The organism is Polycladomyces abyssicola (genome assembly GCF_018326425.1).
Lineage (GTDB): Bacteria > Bacillota > Bacilli > Thermoactinomycetales > JIR-001 > Polycladomyces > Polycladomyces abyssicola.
In genome coordinates this window covers 968,779-987,871 of sequence record NZ_AP024601.1, presented here as the reverse complement: position 1 = coordinate 987,871, position 19,093 = coordinate 968,779, and the positions used below count along the sequence as shown (strand labels likewise).

16 protein-coding genes are annotated in these 19,093 nt (G+C 49.0%); 5 read left to right on the top strand and 11 right to left on the bottom strand.

Annotation, left to right across the window (positions count from 1 at the left end; translation table 11 throughout):
* Positions 1 to 58: 58 nt before the first annotated feature.
* The 10 genes from trpB to KI215_RS04920 form a co-directional block, all read right to left on the bottom strand.
* Entirely contained in the window at positions 59 to 1,222 is a 1,164-nt protein-coding gene (gene trpB / locus KI215_RS04965) for a tryptophan synthase subunit beta (RefSeq protein ID WP_212774461.1), read from the bottom strand.
* Positions 1,223 to 1,559: 337 nt separating this feature from the next.
* Positions 1,560 to 3,299: an aromatic amino acid hydroxylase gene (locus KI215_RS04960; protein ID WP_212774460.1), complete on the bottom strand. Its 1,740-nt coding sequence runs from the start codon at positions 3,297 to 3,299 to the stop codon at positions 1,560 to 1,562.
* Positions 3,300 to 3,984: 685 nt separating this feature from the next.
* Positions 3,985 to 5,220 carry a molybdopterin molybdotransferase MoeA gene (locus KI215_RS04955; protein ID WP_212774459.1) on the bottom strand — a complete coding sequence of 412 codons (1,236 nt, stop codon included), beginning with the start codon at positions 5,218 to 5,220 and terminating at the stop codon, positions 3,985 to 3,987.
* A 130-nt stretch (positions 5,221 to 5,350) separates the two neighbouring features.
* The gene (fdhD, locus tag KI215_RS04950) at positions 5,351 to 6,151 is read right to left on the bottom strand and encodes a formate dehydrogenase accessory sulfurtransferase FdhD (RefSeq protein ID WP_212774458.1); all 801 of its coding nucleotides are present in this window, start codon (positions 6,149 to 6,151) and stop codon (positions 5,351 to 5,353) included.
* Positions 6,152 to 6,185: 34 nt separating this feature from the next.
* Positions 6,186 to 6,545: a Na-translocating system protein MpsC family protein gene (locus KI215_RS04945; RefSeq protein ID WP_212774457.1), complete on the bottom strand. Its 360-nt coding sequence runs from the start codon at positions 6,543 to 6,545 to the stop codon at positions 6,186 to 6,188.
* Positions 6,546 to 6,677: 132 nt separating this feature from the next.
* Positions 6,678 to 7,157 (bottom strand): helical membrane plugin domain-containing protein, encoded by a 480-nt coding sequence (locus KI215_RS04940; RefSeq protein WP_212774456.1) that lies wholly within the window; start codon positions 7,155 to 7,157, stop codon positions 6,678 to 6,680.
* A complete protein-coding gene (gene fdhF, locus KI215_RS04935) occupies positions 7,157 to 10,111 on the bottom strand; it encodes a formate dehydrogenase subunit alpha (RefSeq protein WP_420830169.1) in 2,955 nt (984 codons plus the stop codon). The genes KI215_RS04940 and fdhF overlap by 1 nt, the downstream gene beginning before the upstream one ends.
* Before the next feature lie 802 nt (positions 10,112 to 10,913).
* Positions 10,914 to 11,135 (bottom strand): helix-turn-helix domain-containing protein, encoded by a 222-nt coding sequence (locus KI215_RS04930; protein ID WP_212775069.1) that lies wholly within the window; start codon positions 11,133 to 11,135, stop codon positions 10,914 to 10,916.
* Between the two features lie 500 nt (positions 11,136 to 11,635).
* Entirely contained in the window at positions 11,636 to 12,838 is a 1,203-nt protein-coding gene (locus KI215_RS04925) for a M24 family metallopeptidase (protein ID WP_212774454.1), read from the bottom strand.
* Positions 12,839 to 12,865: 27 nt separating this feature from the next.
* Positions 12,866 to 13,279, bottom strand: coding sequence for a hypothetical protein (locus KI215_RS04920; RefSeq protein WP_212774453.1), 414 nt, complete (start codon positions 13,277 to 13,279; stop codon positions 12,866 to 12,868).
* A gap of 185 nt (positions 13,280 to 13,464) precedes the next feature.
* Between KI215_RS04920 and KI215_RS04915 the strand changes: the two genes are divergently transcribed.
* Positions 13,465 to 13,674, top strand: coding sequence for an alpha/beta-type small acid-soluble spore protein (locus KI215_RS04915; RefSeq protein WP_205493826.1), 210 nt, complete (start codon positions 13,465 to 13,467; stop codon positions 13,672 to 13,674).
* A 124-nt stretch (positions 13,675 to 13,798) separates the two neighbouring features.
* Positions 13,799 to 14,527 carry a hypothetical protein gene (locus KI215_RS04910; RefSeq protein ID WP_212774452.1) on the top strand — a complete coding sequence of 243 codons (729 nt, stop codon included), beginning with the start codon at positions 13,799 to 13,801 and terminating at the stop codon, positions 14,525 to 14,527.
* 44 nt (positions 14,528 to 14,571) lie between these two features.
* Here the strand turns inward: KI215_RS04910 and KI215_RS04905 are convergent, their stop codons facing one another.
* On the bottom strand, positions 14,572 to 16,188 hold the full coding sequence (locus tag KI215_RS04905) for a M2 family metallopeptidase (RefSeq protein WP_212774451.1): 1,617 nt from the start codon (positions 16,186 to 16,188) through the stop codon (positions 14,572 to 14,574).
* A 294-nt stretch (positions 16,189 to 16,482) separates the two neighbouring features.
* Between KI215_RS04905 and KI215_RS04900 the strand changes: the two genes are divergently transcribed.
* From KI215_RS04900 to KI215_RS04890, 3 genes are all read left to right on the top strand, one after another.
* Positions 16,483 to 16,815 carry a winged helix-turn-helix transcriptional regulator gene (locus KI215_RS04900; RefSeq protein ID WP_205493823.1) on the top strand — a complete coding sequence of 111 codons (333 nt, stop codon included), beginning with the start codon at positions 16,483 to 16,485 and terminating at the stop codon, positions 16,813 to 16,815.
* 46 nt (positions 16,816 to 16,861) lie between these two features.
* Positions 16,862 to 17,107 (top strand): DNA alkylation repair protein, encoded by a 246-nt coding sequence (locus KI215_RS04895; RefSeq protein ID WP_212774450.1) that lies wholly within the window; start codon positions 16,862 to 16,864, stop codon positions 17,105 to 17,107.
* Between the two features lie 434 nt (positions 17,108 to 17,541).
* Positions 17,542 to 19,083, top strand: coding sequence for a fumarate hydratase (locus tag KI215_RS04890; protein WP_212774449.1), 1,542 nt, complete (start codon positions 17,542 to 17,544; stop codon positions 19,081 to 19,083).
* Positions 19,084 to 19,093: the final 10 nt, after the last annotated feature.

The following is a 19,093-nucleotide window of genomic DNA, read 5'->3' as shown; positions in this document are numbered from 1 at the left end:
ATGTATGCATTTAAGTGACCTGTTCCATATCCTTGGTTTAAGTTCCTCCCAACGAGCCTTATTTTTTCAACATGTGAAACACTTGTTCCACGTCCTTGTCCCCTCTTCCGGAGAGGTTCACGATGATGATCTGGTCCTTCTTCATCGTGGGTGCCAGTTTTATCGCGTAGGCAATAGCGTGAGCGCTCTCCAGGGCCGGCAAAATGCCTTCCGTTTTGGCCAACAGCTGGAACGCCTCCAGCACTTCTTCGTTGGTCACGGTAAAATATTCAGCGCGTCCTGTCTCCTTCAGGTAGCTGTGCTCCGGGCCGATGCCGGGATAATCCAATCCCGCGGCGATGGAGTACGTTGGACGAGGTTTTCCCTGTTCGTCCAACAGCACGAGACTTTTGAATCCGTGGATAACGGCGGGCACGCCCTCTGTCAGAGTGGCCGCCTGATCCGGCTCGACACCGATCAGCCGTACTTCTTCGTCCTCCAAATAGTGCGTAAACGCTCCGATGGCGTTGCTTCCGCCGCCGACGCAGGCGATCACGGCGTCGGGCAGCCTACCCTCCTTCTCCAGAATCTGGCGCTTCGATTCCTCACTGATGACGGCCTGGAAGTGTTTTACCATGGACGGGAAAGGGTGCGGTCCTACGGCGGACCCTAGCAAGTAGAAGGTGTTCTTGTAGTTGGAGACCAAATCGGCGAGTGCTTCATCCACCGCATCCTTCAGTCTTCCCTGCCCTTTTGATACAGGTACGACCTTGGCGCCCAAGAGTTCCATACGAAACACGTTCAACGCCTGTCTCCTCGTGTCTTCCGCGCCCATGTAGATCGTGCAGTCCATATTGAACATGGCACAGGCGGTTGCAGTAGCCACCCCGTGTTGGCCGGCGCCAGTCTCGGCGATAACCCGCTTGGCCCCCATCCGCTTAGCAAGCAGGATTTGCCCGATGACGTTGTTGATTTTATGCGCTCCTGTGTGATTCAGATCTTCGCGTTTCAGATAGATTTTGGCTCCGTTTAAATACTCCGTCAGGTTTCGCGCGTACGTGAGGGGGTTTTCCCGGCCAACGTACTCCCGTAAATAGTAGAGGTATTCCTGTTTGAACTCGGGATCGTCTTTGTACCTTTCAAACTGCTCCGCTAAGTAGTCAAGTACTTCTTGCAGCTCCGGAAAGACAAAACTTCCCCCAAACTGGCCAAAATACCCTTTTTCAATCTCGACTCCGCTCATCTCGATTCCTCCTCATCCTTCGTGGAAAAACAGGTAATTATGCCCCGCAGTATACCGCTTGTTTAATAGGATTGTCAACCAATTTGCACGATTCGGAATGGCCCTTTTGATGTTCGGATAGGACCGTCTCATGTGCATTGCCTATCCTTGGCTGATGACCGATTAGCTAGGCGAGGGTTGGAACATTGATACCAGAATCAGTATAGCCGCCATCCACATGTGTGAAAGAAGGTCTGCTTCTGATGCAGGAGCAGGTATTGAGGTGTTTTTGGATGTCCCGCCCTGTTCAATTTCCTTGTTTGCCGTGAAAATACAGCAAATCCTCAAGTATAACCGTTCAATCCAATTCCAGCAGCCGGAGTCCGTTTCGGATCAGGCTTTGGAGTTGCGGCTTGCTTTGTTCTAGCTCCTTTAATTCCGCTTCCAGCCGCGGACGTAGACGGATCAGCTCCGGAGCAGGGTGGGCCGCCGCCAGTTCCAGAAGTTCCAAGCGTAATAGCCAGTCATCTGGCGCGATTCTGTTCAGTTCCTCCAGAATTTGCGGTGCAGATGTGAACGGTTTTCTATGTTCCCTCATGTCCCGCACCCATTGATAGAGTCGGTCCAGCTCCGTCCAACCAGGGGCGGAAACCAGTTTATCTTCAAAGAAGGGAGCAGCATCGGCAAAAAAGCGCTCCGGGTCGGCCGCACCGGCAAAAACGGACACTACTCGTTCACCCACCGCCATGTCGTAAATGCCCTGTTCAGGCAGGAAAAGCGGCTCGTTTTGAAACAAAACCGTACAACCGACGAAGCGGAGAAGAAGCGGACGAGCATTCTTGAATGTCACGTTTTTGAGAATGCCGCGCACGGTCACGCCGCTTTCAAATTCCAGGTGAACCTCGTGCTCCGGCACAATGCCGTGTTTGTTAAAGTCTTCTGGTGTCCAGTCTTCAAGCGGTTTGAAGTGGTGTTTCAACTTGCCGATCGGCGAGCCGAATCCGTCACGGTGTACATCCTTTCCGTGTCCGGGCAATTCCTCACCAGCAAAGGCCAGTGCTGTGGGACCGGCAGCGTGCAGATAAATGGCTTTACCTTGTTCATCCGAAAGCAGGCGATCGAACACGCCGCTCACCTGTAGGCCGGAGCTGTACACCGCCGTGGCTGTTTGCCCGGAGCGGACGGCTTTCCTGAGCCCATCTGTTCCGCCGGTCCGAAACGCCATCCGGTCGGCATATCGTTCCACCGCTTCGATCAATTGGTCAAAATCGCGGCAGACGAACAGTTGGGGCTGGGGCCGGGTCACGTCGTAATCGGCGCGGATCACAGTGTCAAGGTCGAACGGAATCTTTTTGACAGAGGGATCTAGGCATTCCTGACCTTCCTTGATGGACGAGAGCAAACCGGCACCGTAAATGCGGGGCTGCTCCAAATCACCGATCAGGCCGTACTCCACCGTCCACCAATAGAGCCGTGAAATCTCGGTGGCTTCAGACACCTCGGTTGCCAACGACATTTTTTCTTCCAGCTCCCGTTCGGCTACCCGGATTTTCTCCGGTGTGGAAGCGGGATCTTCCATCAGCTGGGAGAGCCGTCTCGTCGCCAGGAACACCTCGTGTTCTTCACGGGTTGACAGGGCTTTTGCCCCGATTCGGCCGAACGTCTTGACATATTCGGCATATTTCTCATCGCAAAGGATGGGGGCGTGTCCACCCGCTTCGTGAATGATGTCCGGTGCCGGCGTGTATGCGATATGTTCCAACGTGCGGATGTCCGTGGCGATGGGAAGAAGACCATGGGCCTGAAAATCAAAGAAGACGACTCCGGGAATCAACCCGTCGATGGGAACGGCTCCCCAGCCAAACGGTTTGAGGCATTCATCCATTTCTTCGATACGCGGAATCCGGTCGATCACAATCCCTGATTTCCGCAGCCCCTCTTTGTAGGCTTCGTGTGCGTGGTCTTCGAAAAAATGCCAGTTTTGCCTCATTACGTAACGCCAGACCGCATATTGCACCGGTGTGTAATTTTCATACCGTTGACGGGACAGGAAGGGTTTCAGATGGTTGGGAACGCGGGATGCAATCTTTGGATTCATGGCCTTCATTCTCCTTGGCCGTTTATGTTGATTTTTTCGGTTTGTCTAATCGGATCGGGAAGGAGATCACTATCACTGTTTACCGAAAGGTTGTTTTTTCGCCTTCGTTTCGTGGCTTCCCACCGAAGTTGCTTGCCGGTGAAACCCGGGGAATAACTAAACCACGAAAGAACAGTCACTTTAATGCTTGTATGCTTTTAAGTGATAAAGTAATTGTAGGCAGGACGAATGAAAATTGTCAAATCAGAAATATTTTTCTGACTCTTTACCTACTAGCGAATTTGTAGCCTGAAGATGTGTTGCGAGACGTCACACATAGAAAACCCGCTCAGGTTTCCCTGGATTGGTTTCTTTTCATCTCTTATATTCAGCTTTTTGGGCGTTCTTCACGTACTCTTTGGCTTCATAGTTACCAGCGTACTTATCGGGTTACCGATGACCAACACATAGCCGAAATTCATAAGGCAATTCATCAAGTGGTTCATTGAGGTTCCAGATGCCTAGTTCATCTCTCTTCGCGGTGTTACTCGTTCACCGACAAGAACACCTGAAATTAACTGGATGCAGTAAAAAAGAGCCAGCTTGCCAATACTGGTCGGGATTGATGACAAACTTCCAGCCCCTTTTTTAGAAAAGCTAGAGGTTTGTCATCAATCTCACTTGGCTCATGGCCCTATCATTCGGCTCATTGAATCGAGATAACTTCTACACGTTCACCTGCTCGTTTCCCTCTTCCTCCAGGAGGAATAATGATCAGACAATCCGTGTCCTTGATAGTCAGAGTAATGCTTGATTTTTCTACACCTGCTGGCTTTACAAACACCTGTCCGTCTTTAATCGAACGTACTCCTCGTACAAAACGCTCAAACGGAGATGGTTTGTTAAAGTCTTCGGTCAAGGTAGCTGTAAAAGTAGGAAGCGCTCCTGATTTCCCTTGCATCCCCTGTATAACAGGGCGGACAAACAGTTCGAACCCGACAAAACATGCCCCTGGATTTCCTGAAAGAGCAAACAAAAATTTACCTTTCCGCACACCGACTGTGGTTGGACTTCCTGGGCGCATCGCCACTTTATTAAACAACATCTCTCCATCCCACGCGGCGAAAAGATCGACTAAAATGTCGTAATCGCCTACAGAAACACCACCCGTTGTTATTACTAGGTCATACTCATCCATAGCGGATAAAATCTCCGTTTGCACCCGCTCCACATCGTCAGGTATGTTGCTCAGGATGAAGGGTATTCCACCCGCCTGAGTAACCAGACCAGCGAGCATATAACTGTTGCTATTGCGAATCTTTCCCAGAACAGGTGGGGAGTCAATTGGCAATAGCTCAGAACCCGTTGCAAAAATGGCGACATGTGGTTGTCGGTATACCTTTACGCTTGCATGACCAAAAGTAGCTAAAATCGCCATTTCACCAGCCCCGATTCGCCGCCCCTTTGTCAGAAGAAGATCACCTACAGCCGCTTCTTCTCCAATTGGAGTGATGTTGGTTCCCTGTTTAATCTCACGCGGCACTGTGATCCAATTTTTTCCCTCGGCTTCAAACGATGTGGTCATTTCAATCATCACCACAGCATCGGCTCCATCTGGGACTACTGCACCTGTCATGATTTTAGACGCTTGCCCTAACTGAATCGTCTGTCTGGGCACACTTCCACAGGGGATGGTTTCAATCACTTCGAAGCAAACCGGACTCTCTCTGGTAGCCCCCGTTGTATCAATAGAGCGAATCGCATACCCATCCATACCCGACCGTCGAAAATGGGGAAGCGGCTGATTCGAATAAATATCTTCCGCCAAATAGCGCCCCATACTTTGTTCAAGGGAGATCCTTTCAGTCTTTCCGATTTGGATATGTTGCTGGATCCGTTTCCTTGCTTCTTCAACTTTGATGACTTCACGATGAAAACGCATCGACGAACCTCCGTCATTAACGTATTGTTAGAAAAAGGCATCAGAGCCCTATTTTGCAGTTCTGGGTTCTGCTGCCTTATTCATGATCTACAAGCCTGCTGACAGACAGGAGTCAATGTAATTATCTATGTTAAATTACATTATCTATTCGCTCCGGCTTGGTATATACATTTAAAGATTGATTGCGAATAAATCCAACTGTGGTGATACCAAGTTCTTCCGCTAGTTGCAATGCCAACTCGGTAGGTGCTGATTTTGATAAAACAATTCCACAGCCAATCTTGGCCACTTTCAGCAATACTTCTGAAGAAATACGACCACTAAAGACCATAATTTTGTCATCCAGCGTAATCGAGTGTTTCAAACAATAGCCGTATATTTTGTCAAGGGCATTGTGTCGTCCAATATCCATTCTTGAGACCACAATCCCGTTTTTATCACAAAGCGCAGCATTATGAACTCCACCGGTATTTTGAAAAATCTTTGAAGACTGCTGCAACAATTGCATCAATCGAAAACAATCCTCAATCGAAATTTTAAATTCGGTTGAATCGATTTTTTTCGCTGTTTGGGCATCACTGTAAAAATAAAAACTTTGACGGCTTTTTCCGCAACAAGAGGTCACATATCTCTTAGAGTGAAACATTTGGTTAAATTTATTTACATTATGGGTATCTACATAAGCACGCCCGGTTGTATCCACGATTAAGATGTCTTTAATATCCTTGTAACTATTGATCACACCTTCTGATGCCAAAAATCCGATTACTAAATCTTCCAGATATTCCGGAGTGCAAACCAATGTCGCGAACTCTTGTTGGTCTAACATGATAGTAATGGGATACTCCGTAACAATCCAATCATCTACCTCACTTATGCGATTATTTTCATAATGTAATACTTGGCGTGAAATATATACTGGTCGGTTCACGAATCTCTCTACCTTCCCTGGTAATGTTCGTTAGTTATGTCGTTTTAGAATCAAGGGGCTTATCAAAAACAAATATCGTCATCGCGATATCTTCTTCGATACTGATATCTGAAAAGATCCTCAAAATTTTTGCTCCTACAAGTTCCTCAAATTTCGCTAAGATCTCGGGATTTTTATAGATCTTCTTCACTAATTCAGTTCGCGCTTTATGCACCATTCTCTTGCCTTCTCGCGAACTGATCATAAATTTTTCTACATTCGTCAGATTCCCTTTCATTTCACTAATGGCCCATGATCCTACAAAACGGGTGGTAATCTCTCTCGGACCGTTACCGACGTATTCTTTACGTATTTCGCGTACCAACATGCTAAATTGATGTTCGATTTTTTTCATACCATTTCATCCCTCTCGTCTCTCAGCATGATCTAGCTGATCATCCGTACGAGAATCACGACAGACAACCACAATAGGTATCGACTTTACAAAGAGATGACCATATCCACCGTTATGGCGAACTTGATTTACTTACTCCTTCAAGCCTTCTCCGATTCCTTTCAAAAAGTTAAGACCAAAGCCTATTGCACGGTTTATGTCAGGATCCCGTAATGCTTTCATCAATTCGAAAAGCCCAACCTTTTCATTTGAACGAAGTCCCTCCTCTGCTTTTTGAAGACCTTTCGTTACACTTCCCATCAGCTTTTTTGTCATATCCGGATCAATCTCTGTCAACGCTCCGGCTACCGCCATTGCATTGTTAATCATATTTGTAACAGGAGGACGCACCATCTGTCCCATCAGGATTTTGGCCACCTCCTCTCTCGCTTCGATAATAGCGTTAAGGGCTCCAAGAATTCCACTATCGTGGAGTTCTTGGAGCAGTTTAATTGTTTGCCGGATGCTATCCGCATTTTGCGCTATATCTTCAATGACAGTTTCGAGCGTTTTCTCTCTTTTTTCTTCTTCGGTTGGAGCAGATTTGGCAATATTGGTTATTGGTTTTGCCATTATTCTTTTCCCCCTGCCACATTAATGTCTGCAATCGGCTCATAATCTTTTCGGGCCCATTTCCGCTCTACTTGTACACCCAGTTGCGGGTTACGTTTTGCGTAGCGGGGATTGTGCATCGGAAGCGGGACAACCCCTTCAACTTCCAGGACTTCCATACGCACCTTAATTTGCTTATACGCAGGTGTTTGCGTTCGAACATCGACAGCATTTCCCGTTAAGACGTTGATCGCATTTTCATGGCTTACCGAGTGCATTGGAACATACAGTTCCTTCCCTTTTACTCGATCGGTCACCACCGCACGAAGCTTAATCGCACCATAAGGCGAAACCAAACGCACTAATGAGCCGTCTTTTACACCGCGTTCCCGTGCAAGCTCAGGTGAAACTTCCACAAACACATCGGGTAATTTGTATTGAATTCCCTTAGACTTGTTGGTCATATTTCCTTCATGGAAATGTTCCAAGAGTCGGCCGTTGTTCACTGTTAAATCAAATTCCCGCGGAAATTCGACTGGGGGAACGTATTCTGCGAGAGAAAGTCGCGCTTTACCGTCTGGGAAGTTAAAGCGCTCCGTGTAAAGAAGCGGTTCATCCGTACCGTCTTTTTGCACAGGCCATATTAAACTGTTCCAACCCTCAAGACGTTCATACGATACCCCCTCATAAATAGGACAAAGACTTGCAATTTCATCCATAATTTCACTTGGATGCTGGTAATTCCAGTCCGCTCCCATATGATTTGCAACTTGCTGGATGATCCACCAGTCAGGTTTTGATTCTCCCAAGGGTTCAAGTGCCTGATACAAACGCTGAATGCGTCGCTCTGTGTTTGTAAAGGTTCCATCTTTCTCAAGTGACGGAGCGGCAGGCAGGACAACATCCGCAAATTGTGCAGTTTTTGTAAAGAAGACATCCTGTACGACAAAGAAGTCAAGTTTGCTGAGCGTGTCATGCACATGATGCGCGTTTGAATCCACCCAGGCCATGTCTTCTCCGATCAGATACATCGCTTTGAGCTCGCCTTTCTCCACCGCTTCCAGCATTTCAATGTTCGTTAGTCCCGGTTTATTAGAGATCTTCACTCCATACGCCTTTTCAAATTTAGCTCGAGCCATATCATCCGAAATATGCTGATAGCCCGGGAGCCACTCAGGAAGCGTACCCATGTCACAAGCGCCTTGTACGTTGTTATGTCCCCGGAGAGGGAATGCACCGGCTCCATGACGTCCGTAGTTTCCCGTAACCAGCAAGAGATTGGAAATCGCTGCCGATGTGTGGGAACCCGCAATATTCTGGGTAACACCCATTCCCCACAAGATGCATGTGCCATCGGCTTCGTGAATCATTTTGGCCGTTTGGATTAATTGCTCTTTTGATAGACCAGTGACTTCCTCCGCATATTTAAGTGTGTATTTCTTAAGGAATTTGAGATATTTATCGAAATTGTTCACACGATTTCTGATAAATTCTTCGTCATGCCATCCCTGATCAATCATATACTTGGCAACGGCAGTCAACCAGACGAAGTCAGTTCCTTGTTTTGGACGCAAGAACAGATCAGCCCGATCTGCCATTTCATGTTTTCGAAGATCCGCGACAATTAATTTCTGACCGTTTAGTTTCTTTGCGCGTTTGACTCGGGTTGCCAGAACTGGATGGCCTTCGGTTGGGTTTGCACCGATAATGATGACAAGCCCCGCGCTTGCGATGTCTTTAATCGTACCGGAATCCCCGCCATACCCAACGGTTGCAAGCAGCCCGTCGGTCGCAGGCGATTGACAATAACGCGAACAGTTGTCAATATTGTTCGTTTCAAACACCTGACGTGCCAATTTTTGCATCAGATAAGCTTCTTCGTTCGTTGTTTTAGATGAACTTATGAATCCAAGCGCGTTGCCGCCGTAAGTTTGCTTAATCGCACCCATTTTTTCAGCAATCAATTTAAGTGCTTCATCCCATGTTGCAGAAACAAACTCATCTCCTCTCCTAATCAAAGGCGTGGTAAGGCGATGATCACTGTTGATAAAATCCCATCCAAACTTTCCTTTAACGCAGGTTGAAATACTATTTACAGGCGCTTGTTCTGTGGGTTCAATTTTCAAAATCTTACGTCCTTTGGTCCACACTTCAAACGAGCAACCCACCCCGCAGAAGGTACATACGGTTTTCGTTTTTCTTGTACGAGTGTCCCGCATCGCCGCTTCAATTTCCGAAATTGCAAAAATTCCACTATAGCCGGGTTCTACTTTTTTCACAAAATCAATCATAGGATTAAGCAGATCTTTTTTTATTCCCGTCATAAAACCGGCTTCCCCTAGCATCGATTTTTCCATCAAGGCATTACATGGACAAACCGTCACACATTGTCCACAAGATACACAGGAAGATTCGTTGATGGGTTTGTCGTCATCCCAAATTACTCGTGGAATGTCTCGCTCCCAATCAATTGTCAACGTTTCATTTACTTGCAGATCTTGACATACTTCCACACAACGCCCACAAAGAATACATTGATTAGGATCGTATCGATAAAAAGGATGGGACATATCCACTTCATAACCTTTTTCTCGAAACGGCCGTGTTTGATGCTCGATCTCCAAAAGTTCCGCCGTATTATGAACTCGGCAATTGCCGTTGTTATTGTCGCAAACCGTACAATACAACAAGTGGTTTTCCAAAATACGGTCCATAGCTTCGATCTGTGCGGCTTTTGCCCGTTCTGAGGAAGTTAAGATATTCATCCCTTCTTCCACGTATGTAGAGCATGCCCGCATAATTTTTCCGTCTATCTCACACATGCACGTATCACAGGTTTGAATTGGACCTAATGTAGGCGAATAGCAAATATGTGGATGTTCGATTTTTTGCTGCAAAAGGTAGTCGAGAATTCGAGTACCTTCTTCTATCTCATGTAACACTCCATTAATTCGAACACTCACTTTCTTCTTCACGGTAGATCCTCCTTTAAATATAAAACCCACCATAAAACAACTTGTGTAAACGGACACACAAATTGTTTTATGGTGGGTTAATCACTAGCATTTGGCAATACTAGTTATCCATCCCGACCATATATTGAGAAGTCATGACATTGAGGCAATTTATCATTACCCAATATCGATGAACTCCTCCGTTATTATGATAGAACCTAAACATTAGATTCGATTACTATTTCAAGAATTATCTTTGACAATTTCGTGAAATTTTCTTGAACAATTCTAAAAGGGGTAATGGAAATATCCTTGTATTGATCAGGTTCCACGTACTTACCTGCGTACTTATCGGGTTGCGGTAACCGACACGCAGCCAGAATTCAAAAGGTAATTCAACAAGTGGATCATGGGGGACCAGATGCTGTAGCCGTCTTCCGCTTCAAAACCAACGAAGCGTTAAGAGCTCATAAATCAAATATCCCCGGTCTAAAGCCGGCTGGTCATCGGGATTGGATCGACGGATCCTCGGCAGGTCAAATCCAACCCTAGCCCCGGCGTCAAAACATTAATTTTACTCGGGTACTGTCCGGGTAATCCTCAAGTTGATTGCTTACCCAAGCACCGGCTCCACGGTTCGGACTTATATAACAAACATCTGCGCCGACGCCGCCTTCAAGGCGCATAGCCATGCGGGTAAACCGGTAAGCCTAATGGAGGGCATACTTCATTTATTATGAAAGAATCACAATTGGGAGTTGATATACCCCTTCCACCCTAAACAAAAAACCCTACATTCACGTAGGGTTTCGCGTGGCGAGGGTCAGATTTTCAACTCTCCTAATCGCACAAGTTCAACAACCGCCTGCGACCGTCCTTTTACGTTGAGTTTCTGCATCACGTTCGAAATATGATTGCGGACGGTTTTTTCACTGATAAACAGTTGTTGAGCAATATCCTTGGTGGTCTTGTCTTGGACCAGTAATTCGAACACTTCCCTCTCCCTGTTGGTCAACAGGGGCTTCCCTTTCTGGTTGGTCAAAATATGCCACCCCTCTTTGCTCGAGCTCTTAGAACACGAGGGTCGGGACTCAGTCAGATTATTGTATGAACAGGCTTATTAGCGGGTGATGGGGAGAGGTTAAAATAGGCGATCATCCGATTTTTCAGCCTGAAACCCTCGACACGGTGTTATCGTATTCAGATCGGCCATTTTCTGTGAGTAAGAAACGAACCCGTTGTCAAGTGAGTTTTTAAAGGTGCAAAAAAACCCTCCGCTTGTCCGCGAGGGTTAGGTTTTGACAAAGTCTATGGGTTCTGATTTGTCTAAGCTCACACTCGACGGGGAGATCGGACCCGTTCCCCTAAAGGAGAGTGGCCAATTTCCCAAGAGCGGTTTTTGAGCGTGTGCGAAAAGGGAACAGAATCACTCGGCCAGATGAGATTGAGACTTATTCCATCAACTTGCCCCCTGCCGCAACTTGTGCGTGATTCTAGTGAATCAAACGGCGCCCATGAAAGTGTCCTTCAGGTACTTCATCAGGATTACGCCCGCACCCGGACGATCTCTTCGGAAGCGGTCGTCAACGGCTGCAAACCATCTGCCGTCACGACGTACGTGTTTTCGATACCGATCACACCCCGTCCGGGAAAGGTGAACTTCGGCTCCACCGCGATCACCATGCCTTCTTCCAACGGTTGATCGAATCCTCGTGCCAAAACCGGGAGTTCATCCAGCTCCAATCCGACGCCGTGTCCCAAAAATTTGGCCTGATCTTCGCCATATCCCATAAAATGATCCGCCAAACCGGCTTCTTCCGCCATTTTCAATGCATTCACGTACAATGATTCCCATGATACCCCCGGTTTTCCCTTTTCCTCTGTTGCCTTCAGGATCCGTCGCGTGATCCCGTAGGCATGTTCCAAATCGGTGTCTAGCTCGCCGATCACTGCCAGACGCGTTTGATCGATGATGTATCCTTCAATCACCGCACTGATATCCACCAGAATCGGCTCGCCCACCCGGATTTCTTTCCAACCGGCCCCCTGTGGACTGGCAACTGTCAAGCCCATCCCGCCAGCGGGCCCGTCGAAGTAAGTTGGAGCAGCAGCGGCCGCTCCTGAGGCGACCATGCCCAGTACAAGCTCTTGATTGAAAGCGCGCATTCGGTACAGGTTGATATTCCCCTTCAACCGTAAGCGTCGTTCGATTTCGGCGGCCAGCTCCACTTCCCGCATACCTGGTTTTATCATTTCCGGAAGCGCTTCCACGATCTCCCGTACATAAGCGGCCGCTCGTTTTAATTGATTCAGTTCGTAATCCGATTTGACGGCCCGCTGCAATCGAAGTGGAAACGAAATATCTGTCAATTCGGCTTTCGGGAACAATTTATTGGCGTAAAACGTCGCCTGTGCATACGGCAATACATCCAATTCCATTCCCACACGGCGAATCGAGCCGAAGCGCTCCGCAATCCGTTGCGGCAATTCCCGAATTCGTCCCATCGGTTCCACCGGCACGGAGGATTCACGCTTCGCACGGGCGACACTTTTTTTCACGTAAAGACACGGCTCACCTGTCCGAGGAACGAAAAGCAATCCGTTTTGCATCGTTCCCGTCAGATAGTACAAATCGATATTTTGAGCGATCAGGGCGCCGTCCAGTTCCATCCGATCCAACGTCTGTTGAAACCGTCGGTAACGCCGTTCGATCTCCTCCACTGGTACAAGTGGTAATTGGTTGTCCATTCCTCTCCCTCCCATACTTCCTTATCTTCATCCCCTTTCGCGAAAAAACGGGGGCTTCCCTGCTTGACAAAACAGAACGGGTAAGGAAGGTAAGTACTCTCGAAACCATCTGGTTGCCCGTCGGTCCGTCGTGACAGCCCAATTTGCTGCGTGAAGTGATAAACAACGAACGCCCCATTCATGCAAACTCAACTGCACGCGGGGAAATGGGACGGTGGAAAAAGCAAACACCGTGTCACCGTATTGCAAGCATTCCCCCAAACACCGCCTGATTGAGTATTCCGGCGAAGAACGCAACAGATGAACCGGTTCAAAGCCGATGTGTTCAATCAGACGCCGGGCATCTTGCCGTTTGTCAGGAGACTTGCGTGAACCATTGGTAGCTTGCAATACAGGAAATTGCTTGACCAGATGGACAAAGGGAATTCCGTGGAAAAACATGGGTATCCATCACTCCTCTCGGGTTAGCATACCCGAGAAAGGCTGTCTCACACAGCTTTTTCGACATTGTCACCCGACTCGTCTGATTCGGTGGATTTTTTCGGTTGGATTGGTATAATTCGACCTTTGCATCACAAACTACAGACAGAGCTTGCAAGCTAATCCATAACGAAGAGGTGGAAAGAATGCCACGTAACAACCGCATTTTGGCTCCTGGTGCTCGTCAAGCCCTGGACCAAATGAAAGCCGAAATCGCCCAGGAATTTGGTGTTCAGCTGGGTCCCGACACGACGTCCCGCGCCAACGGTTCTGTCGGAGGGGAAATTACGAAGCGCCTGGTCGCTTTGGCCGAACAACAAATGAGTGGACAAGCAGCTGCGGCGGTTCGTCGATAAACAATTATGGTTCTTTCTTCCCTCAACCCCCTGTAATAGGGGGTTGTTTATTTGTGCGCATGAACCAAGCCGTATTTGACATAACGTTGCAGTAAACGCCAGATCATTTGACGGAGGAATCGCCATGATCCGCCAATCACCCGGCTTGTCGACCACTTCTCTCGCTTCCGTACCCATGGAACAACACTGGCCTGTACTTTCTGCACCCGTTTTGGCCTTTTTGGAGTTGGAACAAGATGTATACTTCCCCCAACTCTCCCCAGCGGACGTACATATGTACATCAGTTCAGCTATGGAATGGGGTGAACAGGCCACCCAAAAACATCACTACGATGGACGACTCATCCATCTGATCAATCGTATGATCGCCAGCGGAATCCGTGTGCGCTTTCTCGACCATGCCTCTCCTCGCATCACAACGCGCGCCCAATATCGGAGCAAACCCCCGACCATCGACATCTACCGTCCTTCCATCCAGCAGTTGGCTCATTTTTTTAAACGCTCCGGATATCGTGTCTCATCAGATGATCTGGTCGCACTGCATCTCACGCACGAATGGTTTCATCATCTGGAGATACACACCATCGGTCGCACGGATCGCATGCTCCCAAAAGTCCCTGTTAAACGTTGGGGGCCATTCACATGGAGAGAATATGTGGGGAAGACCAGGGAAATCGCCGCCCATGCCTTTACACAGCGTTCATTGGGATTATCTTGGTTTCCCACCTTGGTGGACCATCTGCTGTTATATATGGAGAAGGGATGGTCCAAAACGCAAATTCGCGAACACTTCCAACATGTGAAACAACGATATGACAAGTTCATTCAGACCGATAAACGCGATCAAGAATAAGGTGTATTGCTGAGTAAGCACCCTTGAGCCATCCAACAAGCTCTCTATTTCCCCTCAGCCTCATCCGACTCCGCTACGAAAGGCTCCAGGAACCGTTCAACGTTCAACCTTTCACCGGTCGCCTGCTTCAGCAGTTCCTGCCAATGATACCGTGCACCGGGGCGAAAAATACGCTCCCTCAAAAATGAACCCGCATGGGCGTTGTTGACCAACGGATGGGACGCTTCCCCACTCGATTGCAAGGCATGGAAAAATTGTGATGCCATCCACTCTCCCAACAAATAGTTCTGGTAATACACCGGAGAGGTGCCCAGATGAATCTTGGCCGCCCAGTCAGGGGCGCGGCGACCCTCCGGACGGGGGACAAATTGGAAACGCTCCACGTAATCCCACCACAATGTGTCCAAATCCCCCGTCGGATTACGATAGAGATCCCGTTCAAAATGGATCATCACCAGACACCAGCGGATAAACACCAGCATGGCCAATGCGGATTGTTTGCGAAGTGACGCTTCCTTCTCCGCAACCCAGGATTCAGAAATGCCCGCCACTTCAATCAACCACACCGGGTCGTGAATCAGACGCCCCATCAGCATGGCAACCGCCTCTGTCGTCGCGATATGGGCATAACGACGGAGCAGATAGGGCAAATCCCGATCCACGTTGGCATCATAGACGGCATGGCCCAGTTCGTGCAACAGAATTTCCATCCATTTCGCGTTTGGCCGCAAGTTACACAGTACCCGTACATCTCCGCGACGGTCCATATCCAAACAAAACGCATGTTGACTTTTTCCGTCCCGCTCGTACAAATCGCTGCGTCTGAGGATATCCTCCACGTCCAATCCCATCCCGCCAAAGGTTCGAACCGCCAACTCTTCCAGCTTCCGATCCCGGAAATGTGAATCCAAATCCACGTCAAACACCGGCGGCGCCTCCTGAAAAAACGGGTCGGTATAATGCCAGGGACGCAATCCTTCCGGCCGCAAGTTGGGATATTGCTTGGCCAATACAGCGTCCATTTCCTTTTTCAGATCGGCGTACGGACCATCTGTCCGAGAACGAATCGCTTCCAATGCCGTAAACAGTTCCTCTTCCTCAATCTCGTTCAATGTGAGCGACATATGGTAGTAATCACAAAACCCTCTCTCTGCCGCCAGTTCGTTGCGCAGTTCGGCCAACCTGCGGATCGAGTCAGCCACCACCACACCAATCTGCTTACTGGCGCGCCACGCCTTTTTTCGTTTGTACGGATCTTTATCGGTTCGAAGGATTTCCCTGATCTCATTTTCGGTGACCGTTTTTCCCTCCACCTCAGCACGGAACCGGACAAACGCCCCCTCGATTTCCGTTTGGAGACGGGCCATTTCCTCAATTTGCCGGGGATCACTCGGGTTCATGGCCATTTCGTTATATAACAGGGTTAACTGTCGACGAAGCAACGGATCAGCGATTTCCGCTTTCCGCAACGTTGCCAATCGTTCAAACCGCTCAGGATCGGCCATCATCCGCATGCGTTCCCGCAATGCTTCGGCGAGTGCCTCCTCATGCTTTTTTTCACCGGTCGTACTTGCATTCCAATAGGCTTCGTTCAGCCGTCGATCCGCATGCTCCCATTGCGGGACCCATTCCTGCAAAAATGCTTTTGCCTCTTGATCCATCCTCTCGCTCCTCTCACGCGTTGCCCTTTCAGATTTTCACCCCGTGATGTGCATCTTCCAACTTCGCTCCATTTCCTGCGTTTCGTCAGACTGACGAATGATCGGTTACACACAGTAAACTGAGTTCTCGCAAACTCTTGTGTTTCCCTTTTCAACTGGACGTGGATAACTTAGAGGGTTTCTGGCTATACTTATATAAAATATGTTACTTCTTTATATAAACTGAATCAAACCGCGATATAATGACGTTTTCGCTTCTCTCTGTTACAATAATAGAAGTGAGGTGAGCCAACGATGGCAGACCGTTGCATCTGTCCGAAATATGAGGCGGCGATGGAGATCCTGGCCAAAAAATGGACCGGATTGATCATCCGCGTATTGTTGGACGCCCCCCGACGCTTTCGCGACATCCGTGAACAGATTCCGCAAATGAGCGAACGGATGCTGGCTGAACGGTTAAAGGAACTGGAAGCACACGGCATTCTGGAACGCAAAGTGTATCCGGAAACACCTGTCAGGATCGAATACAGTCTGACTCCCAAAGGAGAAGACTTGTCTCCCGTCATCCAGTCCATCGAAAAATGGGCTGATCAATGGGTGGAATTCAAAGAAGCCGAACAGGTATGATCGTCGGCAAAGCGGGCAGCCTACTAGGGGACAGGAGGTGTTGGGGATGGAAACTCCTTACCTTTGTCCCTCGTGTGGCACTAACCGCAGTCGGTTTCACGTGATCGAACAAGTGGTGCAATCGGTGAAAAAGGACCCGAAAACGGGAGAGATCGTGGGTAGTATCAGTCCCGACGATCCGTTGTACATTCCCTATAGTGGTGAAAAAGTCCGCGTACAGTGCGGTGTGTGCGGATTGATCGAATCAGAGCTACGCTTTATCAAAGCCGCTGAACGGAACCGATTGATGTAATCGGTTTACTGCCCGCCATAGCGTTGAGAGGGTGTCCATGTTTCGGGACGCGTCATCTCCCTGTGTCAAAACGGGAAGAAACGCGTCCTCTTTTATTTTTGAAAAGAAAACCCAACTCTATCTGGTTGGAATGATAGAATCATTGGACGAGGAACGGCTTTGGCCCTCTCGCACGTCCGACCGAATTTTGATACAATCAATCTGTGGAGTGCGGAAACACTGAAAACTACGATGCGAGCGAGATCTTGTGAGACAAAACGAAAAATGGCTTGGGCGAAGCCTTCGTGGATGGATGTGAATCTGCCACACCAGATGAAGCGAGAAGCTCACGGCGGCCAAAGGGTTTACCTTTGGTGCTGATTCCGTGCAGATCAAGTAACAAAATATATTTGGATGAAAGGAAGCAGAAATCCAAGGCAAAAGGGGTTTCGAACATGCGCGCATTCAAGGAATCCATGTTAAAACTGATCACGGAAACCTCGACCAATCTGCCCCCGGATGTGCGAGCCGCTATCCAACGTGCCAAAATGCGCGAAAACGCCGGCACACGGGCAGCTTTGGCGCTCTCCACCATCTCGGACAATATTCGGATGGCGGAAGAAAACGTTTCCCCGATTTGTCAGGACACCGGGATGCCAACGTTTGAGATTCGCGTCCCCGTCGGTGTCAACCAAATCCGCATGAAGGAAGCGATCCACGAAGCAATTGCCGAGGCGACACGCTTGGGCAAACTGCGCCCCAACTCCGTGGACTCGCTCACTGGGAAAAACAGCGGAGACAACCTGGGGCCGGGGATTCCGGTGATTCATTTTGAACAGTGGGAAAAAGACGAAATCGAGGTTCGCCTGATCCTGAAAGGCGGCGGTTGTGAAAACAAAAACATTCAATACAGCCTCCCCTGTGAATTGGAAGGATTGGGTCGAGCGGGACGGGATTTGGATGGAATCCGCAAATGCATCCTGCACGCCGTCTACCAAGCGCAAGGCCAAGGTTGCAGTGCCGGTTTTATCGGCGTGGGCATCGGCGGCGACCGGACGACCGGATATCAACTGGCCAAAGAGCAACTGTTCCGCCCGGTACACGACGTCAACCCCAACCCTGAGTTGGCCAAATTGGAGGCGTATATCATGGAAGCGGCCAACCAGCTGGGCATCGGTACGATGGGATTCGGCGGCGCTGTCACGCTGTTGGGTTGCAAGATCGGCGCCATCAACCGGATTCCGGCCAGCTTTTTCGTCTCCGTTGCCTACAATTGTTGGGCGTTTCGTCGGCAAGGCGTCGTACTGGACCCCGATACCGGCGAAATCAAACGGTGGCTGTATACCGACGCTCCGGAAGTGGAGGATACTCCAGCATCCACAACGACCGGATTGGTCGGCGAAAAGAAAGGTAATCGCGAAATCACCCTCACCACGCCGATTACAGAAGAACAGATCCGACAACTGCGTGTAGGCGACATCGTCATCCTCAACGGGTTGATCCATACCGGACGGGACGCCCTGCACAAATACCTGATCGACCACGATTCGCCAGTGGATCTAAACGGCGGCGTGATCTACCATTGCGGCCCGGTGATGCTCAAAGACAAAGACGGCACCTGGGAAGTGAAGGCAGCCGGTCCGACTACGAGCATCCGGGAGGAACCCTATCAAGCGGACATCATCCGCAAATTCGGCATCCGTGCGGTTATCGGAAAAGGTGGTATGGGTGAAAAAACACTGGCTGCACTGAAGGAACACGGGGCGGTCTATCTGAATGCCATTGGCGGCGCCGCCCAATACTATGCGGACTGCATCACAGGGGTTGAAGGTGTCGATTTTCTGGAGTTCGGCATACCGGAAGCCATGTGGCATCTCCGCGTGCAAAACTTTGCCGCCATCGTCACGATGGATGCCCATGGCAACAGCCTGCATAAAGACGTGGAGAAAAGCGCACTGGAGAAACTGGCGCAATTCAAAGACCCCGTATTCGTCTAACCTCGTTATA

What these genes read in the sequence shown, in the direction of transcription:
- trpB (WP_212774461.1), bottom strand. Translation starts at nt 1,222, where the DNA reads ATGAGCGGAGTCGAGATTGAAAAAGGGTATTTTGGCCAGTTTGGGGGA.
- KI215_RS04960 (WP_212774460.1), bottom strand. Translation starts at nt 3,299, where the DNA reads ATGAATCCAAAGATTGCATCCCGCGTTCCCAACCATCTGAAACCCTTC.
- KI215_RS04955 (WP_212774459.1), bottom strand. Translation starts at nt 5,220, where the DNA reads ATGCGTTTTCATCGTGAAGTCATCAAAGTTGAAGAAGCAAGGAAACGG.
- KI215_RS04945 (WP_212774457.1), bottom strand. Translation starts at nt 6,545, where the DNA reads ATGAAAAAAATCGAACATCAATTTAGCATGTTGGTACGCGAAATACGT.
- KI215_RS04940 (WP_212774456.1), bottom strand. Translation starts at nt 7,157, where the DNA reads ATGGCAAAACCAATAACCAATATTGCCAAATCTGCTCCAACCGAAGAA.
- KI215_RS04925 (WP_212774454.1), bottom strand. Translation starts at nt 12,838, where the DNA reads ATGGACAACCAATTACCACTTGTACCAGTGGAGGAGATCGAACGGCGT.
- KI215_RS04920 (WP_212774453.1), bottom strand. Translation starts at nt 13,279, where the DNA reads ATGTTTTTCCACGGAATTCCCTTTGTCCATCTGGTCAAGCAATTTCCT.
- KI215_RS04915 (WP_205493826.1), top strand. Translation starts at nt 13,465, where the DNA reads ATGCCACGTAACAACCGCATTTTGGCTCCTGGTGCTCGTCAAGCCCTG.
- KI215_RS04910 (WP_212774452.1), top strand. Translation starts at nt 13,799, where the DNA reads ATGATCCGCCAATCACCCGGCTTGTCGACCACTTCTCTCGCTTCCGTA.
- KI215_RS04905 (WP_212774451.1), bottom strand. Translation starts at nt 16,188, where the DNA reads ATGGATCAAGAGGCAAAAGCATTTTTGCAGGAATGGGTCCCGCAATGG.
- KI215_RS04900 (WP_205493823.1), top strand. Translation starts at nt 16,483, where the DNA reads ATGGCAGACCGTTGCATCTGTCCGAAATATGAGGCGGCGATGGAGATC.
- KI215_RS04895 (WP_212774450.1), top strand. Translation starts at nt 16,862, where the DNA reads ATGGAAACTCCTTACCTTTGTCCCTCGTGTGGCACTAACCGCAGTCGG.
- KI215_RS04890 (WP_212774449.1), top strand. Translation starts at nt 17,542, where the DNA reads ATGCGCGCATTCAAGGAATCCATGTTAAAACTGATCACGGAAACCTCG.